We start from the raw sequence: 15033 nt of genomic DNA on the forward strand, positions 1-15033 counted from the left end.
CCAAATCATGCGGGGCTAAGCTGTGTTTGTCCATCCCGAATCAACGCCAGGAGACGTCAATGATTCCGCAAGACAAGCATCTGCAAATCGGTTCACTGCTGTTTGAAGGCATCGATCAAATCGATCTGACCGGCCCCTTTGAAGTACTGGCCCGCATCCCGAATTCCACTTACCGCCTGTACGGCCAGACAGGCGATATGGTTCGTGACCTGAAAGGCTTGCGCATCACGCCGGATGCCGCGATTGCCGACGCTCCGCAGCTGGATATTCTGCACATTCCAGGCGGACGGGGTCAGGAAGCACTGATGGAAAATGAGGAAGTGCTTGGCTGGATCAGACAGCAGGCCGCCGGTGCCCACGGTATTTTTTCCGTGTGCACAGGGGCCCTGGTGTGCGGCGCTGCGGGCCTGCTGAAGGGCCGTCGCGCGACCACGCATTGGGCATCGTTTCACCTGCTGCCGTACTTTGGTGCGATCCCGGTCAACGAGCGCGTGGTGGTCGATGGCAATTGGATATTCGCAGCGGGCGTGACTGCGGGTATTGATGGCGCGCTGCGGCTTGCTGCCGAACTACGGGGTGACGATGCGGCGAAAGCGATTCAGCTGCACATGGTGTATGCGCCGGAACCGCCGTTTGACAGCGGGACACCAGAGACGGCACCCGCCGACGTCTTAGCGCAAACCAAAGCGTCAATCGCGGCAATTACTCTACAGCGCGAGGCTACTGCGCGCCGTATTGCGGCGAAGCTGAATATCGATATCGCTTGAGCTTGAGGTTGGTAACCGGACGGTGCTGACCGGAAGACGCTGATCTGAAAGCGTTGGGACATGACATCAAAGCAGACGGCAGTCAGCTCACTTACCAGGCAGCACCCGGTAAGTGAGGCTCGGAAGCTTAATCCGCCGTGATCTGCGCCCGTGCAGCCACGGCACGCATAGCCGGGATTTCCTTCGCCAGCAAGGCATCCACTTGAGATGCAGGGCCGACAACCGCCTCTACACCTTGTTCAGCCAGGATGCGCACTACACCGGGATCAGCCATGATCACGTTAAGCGCTTTTTCCAGCTTGGCGTGAACGGGCTTCGGCAGTCCGCGCGGAGCCATGATCGATCCCCACGACTCAAGGACGACATTCGGAAAACCAGCTTCTGCAAACGTGGGTACGTTCGGCAAAATGGCCAAACGCCTAGGCGACGCGACGGCAATCGCGCGGATTTTTCCAGAACTGATTAGTGGCCGTGCCGTGACCACGGTGTCCATCGCAAGCGGAACTTGACCGCCCATCAAGTCCACCAGCATGGGCGAACTGCCCTTGTACGGCACGTGCAAAAGCTTGGTGTCCATTGCCAGCCAAGCCATTTCCGCGGTGAAGTGCGACGCGGTGCCAGCACCGAAAGATCCATAGGGCAATTGGCCCGAAGCTTTCTTGGCGGCAGCCTGAACATCCGCCACCGTCTTGAAAGGCGAATCGTTGCTGGCAACCAGAATCATGCCGGCACGGCTAAGCATGCCGATCTGCTCGAAGCTCTTGGTCGAATCGTAAGGCAGGTCTTTGCGCACTGCGGGGTTCAGCGTCAGCATGGAGCCAGAACCGATCAGCAAGGTGTAGCCGTCAGGGGCGGAACGGGCCACGTAGCCTGCGGCAATGGCGGTACCTGCACCCGGACGGTTTTCAATGATCACCGGCTGCCCAAGCTGTTCTGCAAGCTTAGGGGCAATGGCTCTGCCGATCACGTCACTGCTGCCCCCTGGCGGGAACGGCACGACCAAGGTAACGGGGCGTGAGGGATAGGCGGCTTGTGCGGCAACTATCGATGGGGCCATCAACGCTACGGCAATGACGGGCAAGGCTTGCAAGGTCCAGGCGCGGACAGACTTCATCATGAGAACGCTATTTAGAAAGATAAGTTGATTTTAAGGTAGTTTTTCTAACAAACACATATACCCAAAGATCATTAGCTTATTCAATAAAAATTAATCGAAAACCACCATAAGCCTCTTTAGAAACCGAATCATTAATTTAGCCATCGATATCAGACACACTAAAAAAACCCGTCACACCCTTCCAGTCTGGAGCACGACGCCCAATCGACAAATAAATTTAATCATGCTTAGAAACTCGTCGCAGCATCCGGGGCTTCCTGAGCCTGGATGCCGAATAATATTCGAATAGGTGTATTTCGCTCCACAAACAAGACCGCACTACAAAGCAGGGTCTGGGCCACGCTCGACGAAAGTGGACAACACGATATAACTCCGGGTGCCGTCCACGCCCTCAATATCCTGAATCTTGCCCAGCAGCTCTTCCAGCCCTTCGGTCTCGCGCACCCGCACCTTGAGCATCACACCGCTGTCGCCGGCCACGGTGTGCATCTCTTCGATCTCAGGCAGATTGTTCAGTGTCAGCAGCCGCTTGGTGCTGACGACATTCTTGGTGTTCACCAGCACGAAGGCCAGCAAGGTGCGACCCACCTTGCAGCCGTCAATCTTTGCCACCGTCGCCCTGATGACTCCATCGCGTTTCAGCCGCTTCACGCGATCGTGCACCGCCGGCGCAGACAGGTGCAGGCGTTCGCCCAATTCGGCATAGCTCTGTGCGCTGTCCGCCGACAACAGCCCTAATAGCTTTCGGTCGACATCGTCCAGCCTGGCGGGCTGATGACGCACCTGCTTAACCGCATTCGTTTCTTCTGTTTTGTTAGGCATTTGGTCTTTATTCCCTAATTTCCTTCAGCCTATGATGCACGGGTCTACTGAAATTTGCCATAGGAAAGATCATGCCAATCGCGTTATGGGCCCTCGTCATCGGGGCCTTCGGAATCGGAACCACAGAATTTGTCATCGCTGGATTGCTGCCGGCCATTGCCGCCGACTTCGGCGTCTCCATCCCCGTCGCCGCCTATCTGGCCACCAGTTACGCGCTCGGGGTCTTCGTGGGCGCACCTGTGCTGATCATCCTGGGCACACGTATCTCGAAGAAAACCATGCTGGCGTTCCTCGCTTGTCTGTTTGTTGTCGGCAACCTGGTAACCGCAATGGCCCCGACATTCGAAATAGCCATTCTTGGCCGCATCATTACCTCGTTGACGCACGGTGCGTTCTTCGGCATTGGCTCGGTACTCGCGGCTGACATGGTGCCAAAGGAAAAACGCGTGAGTGCAATCGCCTTCATGTTCTCCGGGCTCACCGTTGCCAACCTGGTGGGTGTACCGGTCGGCACTTGGCTCAGCCAGCAGTTCTCCTGGCAGGTCACCTTCTATGCGATCACGGCCGTGGGCGTCGCAACCGTTGCAGGGGTAATCGTGCTGATCCCACCTACGCCCAAACCCAAGGTCCAGCGCATCGGCCATGAGTTCACCGCCTTCGGTAATGCCAAGGTACTGCTGGCGATGGGCATCACCATTCTCGGCCCGGCCGCGTTCTTTACCTCGATCACCTACATCGCCCCGATGATGCAGGAGGTAGCAGGCTTCTCGCCCGGTGCCGTGACCTGGCTCTTGATGGTGTTCGGCTTTGGGCTGTTCGTGGGCAACTGGCTGGGCGGGCGTTATGCCGACCGCGCCTTGATGCCGCTGCTGTATTTCACCTTGGCGGCTCAGGCAATCGCGCTGTTCGTCTTCCACCTGGTGGCCGGCAGCCAGACAGCATCCGTGATCTGCATCTTCCTGATGGCGGCATTTGGTTTTGCGACGGTCTCGCCGATCCAGAAGCTCGTCATGGACAAGGCAAAGGCCGCAGGTGCCCCCACCTTGGCCTCGGCGGTGAACATCGGCCTGTTCAATCTGGGCAACGCGCTGGGCGCGTGGCTGGGCGGTGTCGTCATCGCCGCAGGTTTCGGCTTCACGTCGCCGAATTGGGCAGGTGGTTTGCTGTCCGTAGGTGCCTTGGCGCTGGCGATCGCATCTGGCCTGCTGGATCGACGTGATGCAGCAAACGCCCTGCAGCACGCCGTGCCGGTGCCCTGACCACGACGCTAGCTAAAAGCCCGCTCGGCAAGGCTTTCGACCGCGCCACAAAACAAAAACCCGCAGCGATTTCTCGCTGCGGGTTTTTTACGTCAGTCGGTGAAGATCAACCCACCCACTTCCGCGCATTGCGGAACATGCGAATCCACGGCGAGAAATCACCGCCCGTATCCGCATTGCCCCAGCTTTCCGGTGCCCACGACATCTGCACGTTACGGAACACACGTTCCGGGTGCGGCATCAGCGCGGTGAAGCGACCATCGGCCGTCGTCACACCCGCCAAGCCACCCGGGCTGCCGTTCGGGTTGAACGGATAGGCCTCGGTAGCAACACCAGTATTGTCAACGTAGCGCAGCGCGGCCACAGCCTTCGCCTTGTCACCCTGCTGCGAGAAGTCTGCGAAGCCTTCACCGTGCGACACGGCCACCGGCACGCGCGTGCCACCCATGCCTGCCAGCAGAATCGACGGCGACTCGGGGATCTCAACCAGCGACAGACGCGCTTCGAATTTCTCGGAACGGTTGCGGGTGAAACGCGGCCAGTCTTGTGCACCCGGCACCAAGCCTGCCAGGGCTGCGAACATCTGGCAGCCGTTGCACACGCCCAGCGCGAAGGTGTCGTCGCGGCCGAAGAAGCCGCCGAACATTTCGGCCAGCTTGGGGTTGAACTGAATTGTCTTTGCCCAACCCTCGCCTGCACCCAGCACGTCGCCGTAGCTGAAGCCGCCGACTGCCACCAGGCCCTTGAATTCGGCCAGGTCAACACGGCCCGACAGCAGGTCGGTCATGTGAACGTCGATGGAAGCAAAGCCTGCCTGGTCAAAGGCGTAGGCCATTTCAACCTGGCTGTTGCAACCCTGCTCGCGCAGGATAGCCATTTTCGGACGCGTGCCCAGGTTCAGGTACGGTGCGGCAATGTCTTCCTGCGGGTTGAACGTCACCTTGGGCGACAGGCCCGGATCATTTTCCAACTTCCAGACGTCGAATTCAGCTTGGGCGCTGGCAGGGTTGTCGCGCATGGCCATAATGCGGCGGCTGACTTCGCTCCACTCCTGGCCCAGTTCCACACGCGGTGCGGTCCAGATGCGTTTGCCGTCGCGGTACAGCTCGACGGTGTCGGTCTTGTTCAGCGAACCGATCACGTGCGAGTGGGCGGACAGGCCGGCACCACGCAGCACTTCCATCACAGCGTCACGGCTGCCTGCGGGTACCTGAATGACGGCACCGGCTTCTTCCGCGAACAGTGCACGCAGCGTGGCTTCGTCGCGTTGCACGGACATCTGGTCGGCGCGGATCTTGAAGTCACCTGCGTCAGACGTGTTCGGGTCCAGCGTGAGCATGTCCAGGTTGATGGACACGCCGGTATGACCAGCGAAGGCCATTTCCGACACGGTGGCGAACAAGCCGCCGTCTGAGCGGTCGTGGTAAGCCAGCACAACGCCGGAATCGGCCAGGGTGCGCACGGTCGCGAAGAAGGCCATCAGGTCTTCCGGCGATTCCAGATCCGGCACCGATTCACCAACCTGGTTGATGACTTGGCTGAAGACCGAGCCACCCAGGCGCTGCTTGCCGCGACCCAGGTCGATCAGGATCAGAACGGTGTCGCCTTGGTCGGTGCGCAGTTGCGGGGTGAGCGTGCCGCGCACGTCTTCCACCGGAGCAAATGCGGTGACCACCAACGACACCGGCGAGACGACCTTGCGGTCTTCGCCGTTCTCGTTCCAGGTGGTGCGCATGGACAGCGAATCCTTGCCCACGGGCACGGACAAGCCAACGGCGATACACAACTCGCTGAGTGCCGACACGGTGTCGTACAACGCAGCGTCTTGGCCGGGTTCGCCGCAAGCAGCCATCCAGTTGGCCGACAGCTTGATGTCCTGCATGCGTGCCACCGGGGCCGCCACCAGGTTGGTGATGGCTTCCACCACCGACATGCGGCCCGACGCGGCCGCGTCGATCACGGCCAGCGGCGAGCGCTCGCCCATGGCCATGGCTTCGCCACGCACGCCACGGTAGTCGGCCAGGGTGACGGCCACGTCTGCCACCGGCACTTGCCAGGGGCCGACCATCTGGTCGCGATGCGTCAGGCCGCTGACGGTACGGTCACCAATGGTGATCAGGAAGGTCTTGTTGGCCACCGTGGGGTGACGCAGCACGCGACGTGCGATGTCGTCCAGCGGCAGGCCAGCGATGTCCATGGGTTCACGCACGCCAACCTGGCGTTTGACGTCGCGATGCATGCGCGGCGTCTTGCCCAGGATCACGTCGATCGGCACATCTACCGGGCGCATGTCGCTTGCGGGCACGTCGTCAATCGCGCGCGAAGCACCTGCCACGGGGATGTTGAAGTCGTTCTCACCATCGACCACGCGCAGTTGGCGTTCTTCAGTTGCCACGCCCACCACGGCAAACGGGCAACGCTCGCGCGCAGCCAGCGCCGAGAAGCGCGGCAGGTCTTTGGCCAGAATGGCCAAGACGTAGCGTTCTTGCGATTCGTTGGACCAGATTTCGGCCGGCGACAGGCCGGATTCTTCCAGCGGCACGCGGCGCAGATCGAACACAGCACCACGCTCGGAACCATCGACCAGTTCCGGGAAGGCATTGGACAGACCGCCCGCGCCCACGTCGTGGATCGACAAGATGGGGTTGTTCGCGCCCAGCTGCCAGCAGCGGTCGATGACTTCCTGTGCGCGACGCTCGATTTCCGGGTTGCCACGTTGGACGGAATCGAAGTCCAGATCAGCGGTGTTGCTGCCCACGCCCATGCTGGACGCAGCGCCGCCGCCCATGCCGATGCGCATGCCGGGACCGCCGAGTGCAATCAGCAGTGCGCCGGGCGGGATTTCAAACTTGTTGGTCAGGCCGTCGTCGATGCTGCCCAAGCCACCGGCGATCATGATCGGCTTGTGGTAGCCCCAGCGCGTGCCGCCGCCCGTTTGTTCGTAGGTACGGAAGTAGCCAGCCAGATTCGGGCGACCGAATTCGTTGTTGAAGGCAGCGCCGCCCAGCGGGCCGTCGATCATGATCGACAGCGGCGAGGCGATACGGTCCGGCAGACCGTGGTGATCTTGTTCCCACGGCTCGATGGCGTCCGGGAAACGCAGGTTCGACACGGTAAAGCCGGTCAGGCCAGCCTTGGGCTTGGAGCCACGGCCGGTTGCGCCTTCGTCACGAATTTCACCGCCAGCGCCCGTCGAGGCACCTGCATAGGGGGAAATCGCGGTCGGGTGATTGTGCGTTTCGACCTTCATCAGCGTGTGCACGGTCGCATCACGGTGCACGAAGCGTTGTTCCACGCCTTCGCCCGGGGCTGGGTGGAAGCGCTGCGCCGGACCGCCAGCCATCACGGCAGCGTTGTCCGAATAGGCCACGACGGTGCCTTCGGGCTGCGCGGCGTGGGTCGCGCGGATCATGCCGAACAAGGTGTTGGTCTTGGCTTCGCCGTCGATGCTCCACTGCGCATTGAAGATCTTGTGGCGGCAGTGTTCGCTGTTGGCTTGCGCGAACATCATCAGTTCGACGTCGGTCGGGTCACGGCCCAGGGTCGTGAACGACTCGGCCAGATAATCGATTTCGTCTTCCGACAGGGCCAGGCCCATCGACACGTTGGCTTTCAGCAGCGCGTCGCGGCCATCGGCCAACACGCCCACGGTCTGCATCGGCTTGCCAGCCAAGGTAGAGAACAGTGCCGAGCCATCAAACTGGGCGTCGACCACGGTTTCGGTCATGCGGTCGTGCAGCAGCGCGGCCACTTGGGCCAGTGCGGCGTCATCAAGCGACTTGGCACCCAGCAGGCCGCGCTTCGGCACCAGCGTGTATTCCACGCCGCGCTCGATGTGGCGGATTGCCGTCAGGCCACAGTTGTGGGCAATGTCGGTGGCCTTGCTGGCCCAGGGCGACAAGGTGCCAAGGCGCGGCACCACTTGCAGGGTGTATCCCTCGGGCTTGGCCGGGGCCGGATCGCCATAGACCAGCAGGCTGTCGAGTCGTTTGGACTCGTCCGCATCAAGGGCACGGTCGGCATGGACGAAGTGCACGTATCGCGCTGCTATATCGGCGATTGGAAGCTCTTTCGACACGCCCAGATCACGCAGGCTCGCCAACAGGCGATCCTTGCGAAAAGACGACAGGGCAAGCGGTCCGGACAAGCGCAGGATGTTGGTCACAGGAGAAGTCACTGGTGGTGGGGCACGGATAAGACAAGCTAAGCCCAGCATTTTACCTCGACCAGCGCCAGGGGGGCATTAGAATGGTCATCTGACTTTGCTCACGCGCCATGGCCGCCACATCTCACCCCCTGTTCGGTTCGACTGCACTGCGTGCGCTCGAACACGCCGCACAGTCTGCACTGCCCCCTCACACCCTGATGCCGCGTGCGGCGCAAGCAGCTTGTTTGCTGATCTTGCAACGCTGGCGCGGCCGCCCCGTCACCATTTTGTGTGGTCCTGGCAACAACGGCGGCGACGGTCTGGTGCTCGCAAGATTGCTGAATCAGGCAAGTGTGCCGGTACGCATCTGGGCGCTGAACGTGGATAAACGCCCTGCCGACGCCGAACGCGCCTGGCGTGATCTGCCCAGGGGTCTTCTGCAAAGCGGTGACCCAAAAGGCGACGCCAAGGGCGCAGTCATTGTCGACGCCTTGTTTGGCATCGGCCTGCACCGTGATCTGGATGCCGACACCCGCCGCTGGCTGGCCTGGGCAAATGAGCAGGAAGGTGCCGTGCGTGTTGCGCTCGACATCCCAACCGGCCTGGACGCAGACACAGGTGAAGCCCGCGAGGGTACTTTCATGGCCGATGTCACGCTGACCTTCCTGCGCGACAAGCCCGGCCTGCACACCCGCAGCGGCCAGGACCACGCGGGTGAAGTTGTGGTCGACATGCTTGGCACCGATGCGGTAACCGCCGCTCTGCCCTCGGATGATCAGTCCATCGGCACTGGCAACTTGATCCGCCGCGCCGACTGCAAAACCTTGTTCGTCAGCCGCAAGCATGACACCCACAAAGGCAGCTTCGGCACCCTGGCGGTGCTGGGCGGCGGCCACGGCATGACCGGCGCAGCGCTGCTGGCCAGCCGGGCGGCTTTGCACCTGGGTGCAGGCAAAGTGTTTGTCGGGCTGGCCGAAGCCAACCCCGCGCTCAGCTGCGACCTGCTGCAACCGGAATTGATGCTGCGCCCCGCCGCAAGCCTGCTAGGCAAAAAAGATGCAGGCATCGGCGTGTGGGTGGTTGGATGCGGCCTTGGTACTGATCAAGGGGCAGCCGACTGGCTGGCCGCTACCTTGCATGCCGCACGCGAAACCCCCACGGTGGTGGACGCAGACGCCTTGATTTTGATGGCTGCCAATCCCAAACGGGTGCCTGCCCGCAAGGCGGCCTGGGTATTGACGCCGCATCCGCGCGAAGCGGCGCAATTGCTTGGCTGCGACACGGCCGCCATTCAGGCCAACCGCGTCGCACAGGCCCGCCGCCTGGCGGCAAAGTACAGCGCCTGGGTGGTATTGAAAGGCGCTGGCACGGTGGTCAGTAGCCCGGACGGCCGCTGGTCGGTCAACGGCAGCGGCAACGCAGGCCTGGCCACCGCAGGCACGGGCGACGTATTGGCCGGCATGATCGGCGCACTGCTGGCCCAGGGATTGGACATGGACGACGCAGTGCGCGGTGGCGTGTGGTTGCACGGTGCCGCCGCACAAGACCTGTCCGCACGCGGCATTGGCCCCATCGGCCTGACTGCCGGCGAAGTCATTGCAGCCGCCCGCGACTTGCGCAATCGCCCGGAGAACGGCGTGACCTGACTTGCGTAATTTCCACCTGCCTGCATTTCGCCCGCTTGTCTTCGACGCTTTCTTTCTGCACTGCCTTAGCCCCGGCCACACCCCATGACGTACGCTCCGCAACACCGCCCCGCACTTGCCGTCGGGCTGATGACGCTTTCTCTCTGGGTGCTGTCCGTACTCGATGGCACCAGCAAATGGCTGGTCATGGCGGGCATGCCAGTCTTGCTGGTGGCCTGGATGCGATACACGGTGCACTTTGGTTTGGCTCTCACCATTGGTGTACGACAGCATGGTTGGGGAATCTTGCGCAGCAAGGTGCCGCGCCTGCAATTGCTGCGCTCTGCGCTGATGATCGGGTCCAGCCTGAGCGTCTATACCTTGCTGGGCTACGTCCCGCTGGCTGAGGCCACTGCACTGGGCTTCGTGGCACCGCTGATCATGCTGGCGCTTGCCCCCTGGCTGCTGGGCGAGTCACCGCAGATCTATCGTTGGGTAGGCACGGCCATCGCATTTGCCGGCATGTTGCTGGTCATTCGCCCAGGCGGCAGCCTGCCTCCGCTCGGTATTGCGCTGGGGCTGTTGAACGCGGTGCTGATTGCCTGTGTCCAGTTGATTACCAAACGCATGCACGTCGACAACCCGTTTACCACCATGATCTGGAGTTCGATGGGCGGCACGATTCTGGTCACCGCCATGCTGCCCATCGCATTCGCGCAACTGGCCGATGACTTCATGCCAACCACCATTCAGTGGCTGGCGCTGCTGTCCACCGGCGTCACCGGCCTGATCGGCCACTTGTTGCAGGTAAACGCCCTGCAACGCGGCCACGCCTCGGTGATTGCGCCTTTCATCTATCTGCAGATATTCAGCGCCACGTTCATTGGCTGGCTGATATGGGATCAGCTTCCAGATCAACTGACTTGGATCGGCATCAGCATCATCTTCCTGAGCGGTGCGATGGTGGGCTTCATCGAATACCGCAAACATCGGCGGGTCGCGCGCTAAGTGATAAGTGATGATTGAAAAAGATGATTCGCTCGGGTTCTCGCAAAATATGCGATGGGAATCCGGGCGGCCTCCACAGTGACGATGTGCACGGCGACAGCCACCACACCTGTCACGTGGATCAAGTCAGCACATCACGTCACATCGGTCGCCGAATCATGCGTCAATCGCCCACTGGCAATCACCAACTGACGGCCGCAACGATGCGCCAGACGCGGATCGTGGGTGACCAGCAGCAAAGTGGTGTTGCGCTCGCGGTGCAACTCGAACATCAGATCGATGACCGCATCGCCGGTAGCCGAATCCAGGCTGCCGGTCGGTTCATCGGCAAACAGCAGGTCGGGTTCGACCACAAAGGCACGGGCCAGAGACACGCGCTGCTGCTCGCCGCCTGACAGCGTGCGCGGGTAATGATCCAGCCGCTTGCCCAGCCCCACACGTTCGAGCATGCGAATTGCTGGGTCACGGGCATTGCGGCCCGCCAGTTCCAGGGGCAGCATGACGTTTTCAAGTGCGGTCAGGTGTGGCAGCAGTTGAAACGCCTGAAACACAAAGCCGACATGGCGGGCGCGAAGCCGGGCACGATCGTCTTCATCCAGTGTGTACAGGTCTTGGCCTGCCAACCTGACCGTACCCGACGAGGGCAAGTCCAGCCCGGCCAACAGGCCCAGCAGCGTAGACTTGCCCGAACCCGAACTACCCGTGATGGCAACGGTCTCACCGGCTGCGATACTGAAATCGACGCGATCCAGAATCGTGAGCGTGCCGGTGGCATCAGTCACTTGTTTGATCAGACCGTCGGCGACGATGGCCGCCGCAACAGCCTGCCCGGTTGAACCAACGCGTTCGGTGGATTGTCCCGACATTGAATAAGTCACTTTAAGAGGAGGCGATTTGAATAAGTTGCCGTATGGAAGCAAGCCGGGAATCAGCATGGATCGCAACACGCAATGCGAATCCGACCTGTCCAGCCGACTGACGAGCCGCCGACAATGGCTTGCAGGGCTTGGTGCACTGACACTGGGCATCGCCGGCCTGTCAGCCGGCGTCTTTTCCAGTGACGCTCAAGCACAGACCGCGCCAGGCGCCACGGGTTCCCCGGCCGCGGCTGGTGGCGCACCCCGTTTGCTGGTGGTGGGCGACAGCCTGTCCGCAGAATACGGCATTGTGCGGGGTACTGGCTGGGTACCCTTGCTGCAAGAACGCCTGAAGAAAAACGGCTACCCGTATCAGGTGGTCAACGCCAGTATCAGCGGTGATACCACCAGCGGTGGCGTGTCGCGCATGCCCAGCCTGCTGACCCAGCACAAGCCCGAGGTGGTTGTAGTCGAACTAGGTGCCAATGACGCGCTTCGCGGCCTGGCATTGTCGATGACCGAACGCAACCTGGACAAGCTGGTTGGTGACGCCAAGCAGTCCGGCGCAAAAGTGCTGGTTGCCGGCATTCAGATTCCGCCCAACTACGGCCGCGATTACACCGAGCGTTTCAATGCCATTTTTGGCAAGGTTGCCAAGACACACCAGGCTGCTTTGGTGCCCTTCCTGATGGAAGGCATTGCCACCGATCGGGACATGTTCCAGGCCGATGGCATTCACCCGGTGTCTGCCGCCCAGCCCAAGCTGCTGGACAACGTGTGGGCACGTCTGGAACCGCTGCTCAAGCGCTGAACATGGACAATGCGCCAAGGCCTGCATGGCTTGGCGTAGCTGACCTGACAAGCGATTCGCGGAGAGTCGGACAATGACAAACACGGCTGAAGATGCGTTCCAGGCAGCGCTGCGCCTGGACAGTGCAGGCGACCACGCTGAGGCGGCGCGCTGCTATGCGTTGCTGGTGGAGGACTGCGAGGATGCGAGAGTCTTCATGGCTTACGGATACTGCCTGCAAGCCCTGTCGAGATGGAAGGCGTCGATTCCGCAGTTCCAGCGTGCCATTGCACTGAAGCCCGCGTACTGCGAGGGAGATACGCGGCTCGCGTTGGCAACGTCTTTGATGAATGCCGGAAGCAAGGCAAAGGCGATCGAGCAGTGGCGGCTAGCGGCGGCAATGGCACCTGAGTACCCGAGCTACGGCGCGGTGCAGGAAGCGGCCAATGCAGCCCTGGCGAAGCACGCCGGTGGTGGAAAACGGCGATAAGAAAGCAGTGATGATCCACGCCTGACGTCAACCGCCTGCCAGGGTTTCAAACCCCTTCTACAACTGAGCTTCGCACGCAGGCGAAGCATCTTGCTCCGACGACTGAATCAATCCTCACCCACAAAAAAATGGCCGGCATATCGCCGGCCATTTTCACGTGCATCGCACTGGATCCCGATCAACCAGCGTCGGCAGCCGTGCGCTTGATGAAGGCTTCACCAGCCGGCGTCACCGACACCTTGTTGGTCTCGCGCAGCACCTTCATGACGGCATCCTGTTCGGCAGCCGCCACACGACGGGCGATCTGCTCGCGTTCAGCCTTGGCACGGTCCGCGTCCAGTGCCGGCGCAGCATCAACCTTGCTGATGCGGGCAATCGTATAACCGTTGCCAGTATCGATGCCGATGAAGGCCGGCAGCGTCTTCACATCCGCACGCATCACGCCACCAAGCACGGCAGCAGGAACGTCCTGTGCCGACTGACGACGCGAGAACTGGCGGCTGGCGGCAAAGCCAGTCACGTCGTCCTTGGTCTTGAGTGCGGCCAGGCGCTCTTCACCGGCTTTCTTGGCCAGTTCGGTGGCACGCTCGTTGGTCAGCTGCGTGCGGATGCGTGCAGACACCTCGGCCAAGGGAGCAACGTGCGCCGGGTTGTGCTTCAGCAGATGCACGGCAACCAGGGTGCCGGTGGCCACTTCAATCGCACCAGAATTACGGTTTTCCTTCAACACTTCGTCGGAGAACAGCGCATCGATCACCTTGCGGTTATCCGAGATGCCAGGGGCCGACGGCGGGCCCGAAGGCGAACGCGTAATACCGGTTGCGGTGCGAACCGTCAGACCCAGCTTGTCGGCAGCCGGCTTCAGGCTGTCGCTTTGCTCGTAGATGATGTTGGTGAACTGCTCGGCCAGCTCAGCGTAACGAGCAGACGCCTTTTGCTGACGGATCTCGTTTTCGATCTGCGGGCGCACTTCAGCCAGCGGCTTGATCTGCGCCGGACGAATGCCGGTCACCTGAATGACGTGATAACCGAAGTCGGATTGCACCGGTGCCGAGATTTCGCCCTGCTTCATCGAGAAGGCGCTGTCTTCGAATTGCTTGACCATCATGCCGCGACCGAACCAATCCAGATCGCCGCCGGTAGCAGCACTGCCCGGATCTTGCGAGTTGGCCTTGGCCAGTGCAGCGAAATCAGCCGGCTTGGCACGCGCCTGGGTCGACAAGGCTTCCGCCTTGGCACGAACCTTCGCACGATCGGCGTCCGATGCCTTTTCGTCCACGGTCAACAGAATGTGGCTGGCGCGACGCTGTTCCGGCGCGCTGAACTTGGCTTCGTTCTGCTTGTAGTAGCTTTCGACATCAGCCGTGCTGACAGGCGTCTCTGCAATCGCGGCCTTTTCGTCCAGCACGATGTATTGCGCGTCCACCTGTTCCGGCACCGAGAACTGGGCAGCATTGGCGTCGTAGAACTTCTTGACGTCTTCGTCGGTAACCGTGACCTTCGCGGTGTAGGCGGTGGCCGGCAGATTCAGCAGGCGCACTTCGCGCTGCTGGCCTTGTGCGGCAACCACGGTGTCAAACACCGTCTTGGGCAAGGTGGCGGAATCAGACACCGGAGCCGTCACCGTCTGTTGGGCCAGATCGTTGCGCAGTTGCGCTTCAAACATCGTCGGGGTCATACCCTGAGCGGCCAGTGCAGACTGGTAACGCGACATGCTGAACTTGCCATCTTCCTGCACAGCCGGGATCGCCAGGATGGTTTCCTGCAGGCGACGGTCAGATGCGGAGAAATGCGATGCGGCAACCGTGCTGGCAACCAGACGGGTGTCGATCAGGCTGTCCAGCAGTTGCTGACGCGCCTCGGGCGTGTCGAACATCTGCGGATCGAAATTCGAACCGAACTGGCTTCGCAGCTGCTCAAGACGCGCACGCTGCGCGTTCTCGTATTCCTGCTGCGAAATCGAGACCTTGCCCACCTTGGCGAAGGCCGTACCGGTATCGACGAAACTCGAATAGCCTTGCACACCCACGAACACGAAGGACGGCAGGATCAACAGCAGCAGGATGAGTTGCATCCAGCGTTGGTGACTACGAACGAAATCAAACATGCGGCAAGGCTCCGGGACGCGCAGGGAACGCGCTAGGCCTAGAC

Annotated in this window: 11 protein-coding genes; 6 read left to right on the forward strand and 5 right to left on the reverse strand. The window is 61.3% G+C overall.

The window, feature by feature from the left end:
• Positions 1-59 precede the first annotated feature (59 nt).
• Entirely contained in the window at positions 60-767 is a 708-nt protein-coding gene (locus tag FXN63_RS14005) for a DJ-1/PfpI family protein (protein ID WP_148815816.1), read from the forward strand.
• Between the two features lie 127 nt (positions 768-894).
• Here FXN63_RS14005 and FXN63_RS14010 read toward each other — a convergent pair whose 3' ends face one another.
• Both FXN63_RS14010 and FXN63_RS14015 read right to left on the reverse strand, forming a co-directional pair.
• A complete protein-coding gene (locus FXN63_RS14010) occupies positions 895-1884 on the reverse strand; it encodes a Bug family tripartite tricarboxylate transporter substrate binding protein (protein WP_246164817.1) in 990 nt (329 codons plus the stop codon).
• Between the two features lie 318 nt (positions 1885-2202).
• Positions 2203-2706: an Lrp/AsnC family transcriptional regulator gene (locus FXN63_RS14015; protein WP_148815818.1), complete on the reverse strand. Its 504-nt coding sequence runs from the start codon at positions 2704-2706 to the stop codon at positions 2203-2205.
• A gap of 71 nt (positions 2707-2777) precedes the next feature.
• Here FXN63_RS14015 and FXN63_RS14020 point away from each other — a divergent pair, with 71 nt between their 5' ends.
• The gene (locus tag FXN63_RS14020; RefSeq protein ID WP_148815820.1) at positions 2778-3965 is read left to right on the forward strand and encodes an MFS transporter; all 1188 of its coding nucleotides are present in this window, start codon (positions 2778-2780) and stop codon (positions 3963-3965) included.
• Between the two features lie 106 nt (positions 3966-4071).
• On the opposite strand, the gene purL is transcribed toward FXN63_RS14020, so the two are convergent.
• Positions 4072-8130 (reverse strand): phosphoribosylformylglycinamidine synthase, encoded by a 4059-nt coding sequence (purL, locus tag FXN63_RS14025; RefSeq protein ID WP_425468605.1) that lies wholly within the window; start codon positions 8128-8130, stop codon positions 4072-4074.
• 110 nt (positions 8131-8240) lie between these two features.
• On the opposite strand from purL, the gene FXN63_RS14030 reads away from it, so the two are divergent.
• A complete protein-coding gene (locus FXN63_RS14030) occupies positions 8241-9758 on the forward strand; it encodes an NAD(P)H-hydrate dehydratase (protein ID WP_148815824.1) in 1518 nt (505 codons plus the stop codon).
• Between the two features lie 84 nt (positions 9759-9842).
• Complete coding sequence (locus FXN63_RS14035; RefSeq protein ID WP_148815826.1) at positions 9843-10745, forward strand: DMT family transporter; 903 nt, start codon at positions 9843-9845, stop codon at positions 10743-10745.
• 134 nt (positions 10746-10879) lie between these two features.
• Here the strand turns inward: FXN63_RS14035 and FXN63_RS14040 are convergent, their stop codons facing one another.
• A complete protein-coding gene (locus FXN63_RS14040) occupies positions 10880-11611 on the reverse strand; it encodes an ABC transporter ATP-binding protein (protein WP_148815828.1) in 732 nt (243 codons plus the stop codon).
• A 67-nt stretch (positions 11612-11678) separates the two neighbouring features.
• Here FXN63_RS14040 and FXN63_RS14045 point away from each other — a divergent pair, with 67 nt between their 5' ends.
• Together FXN63_RS14045 and FXN63_RS14050 are read left to right on the forward strand one after the other, a co-directional pair.
• The gene (locus tag FXN63_RS14045; protein WP_148815830.1) at positions 11679-12413 is read left to right on the forward strand and encodes an arylesterase; all 735 of its coding nucleotides are present in this window, start codon (positions 11679-11681) and stop codon (positions 12411-12413) included.
• Positions 12414-12486: 73 nt separating this feature from the next.
• Complete coding sequence (locus FXN63_RS14050) at positions 12487-12882, forward strand: hypothetical protein (protein WP_148815831.1); 396 nt, start codon at positions 12487-12489, stop codon at positions 12880-12882.
• A gap of 178 nt (positions 12883-13060) precedes the next feature.
• On the opposite strand, the gene FXN63_RS14055 is transcribed toward FXN63_RS14050, so the two are convergent.
• Positions 13061-14989 carry a SurA N-terminal domain-containing protein gene (locus FXN63_RS14055; protein WP_148815833.1) on the reverse strand — a complete coding sequence of 643 codons (1929 nt, stop codon included), beginning with the start codon at positions 14987-14989 and terminating at the stop codon, positions 13061-13063.
• Positions 14990-15033: the final 44 nt, after the last annotated feature.

The organism is Pigmentiphaga aceris, from assembly GCF_008119665.1.
Taxonomy (GTDB): domain Bacteria; phylum Pseudomonadota; class Gammaproteobacteria; order Burkholderiales; family Burkholderiaceae_B; genus Pigmentiphaga; species Pigmentiphaga aceris.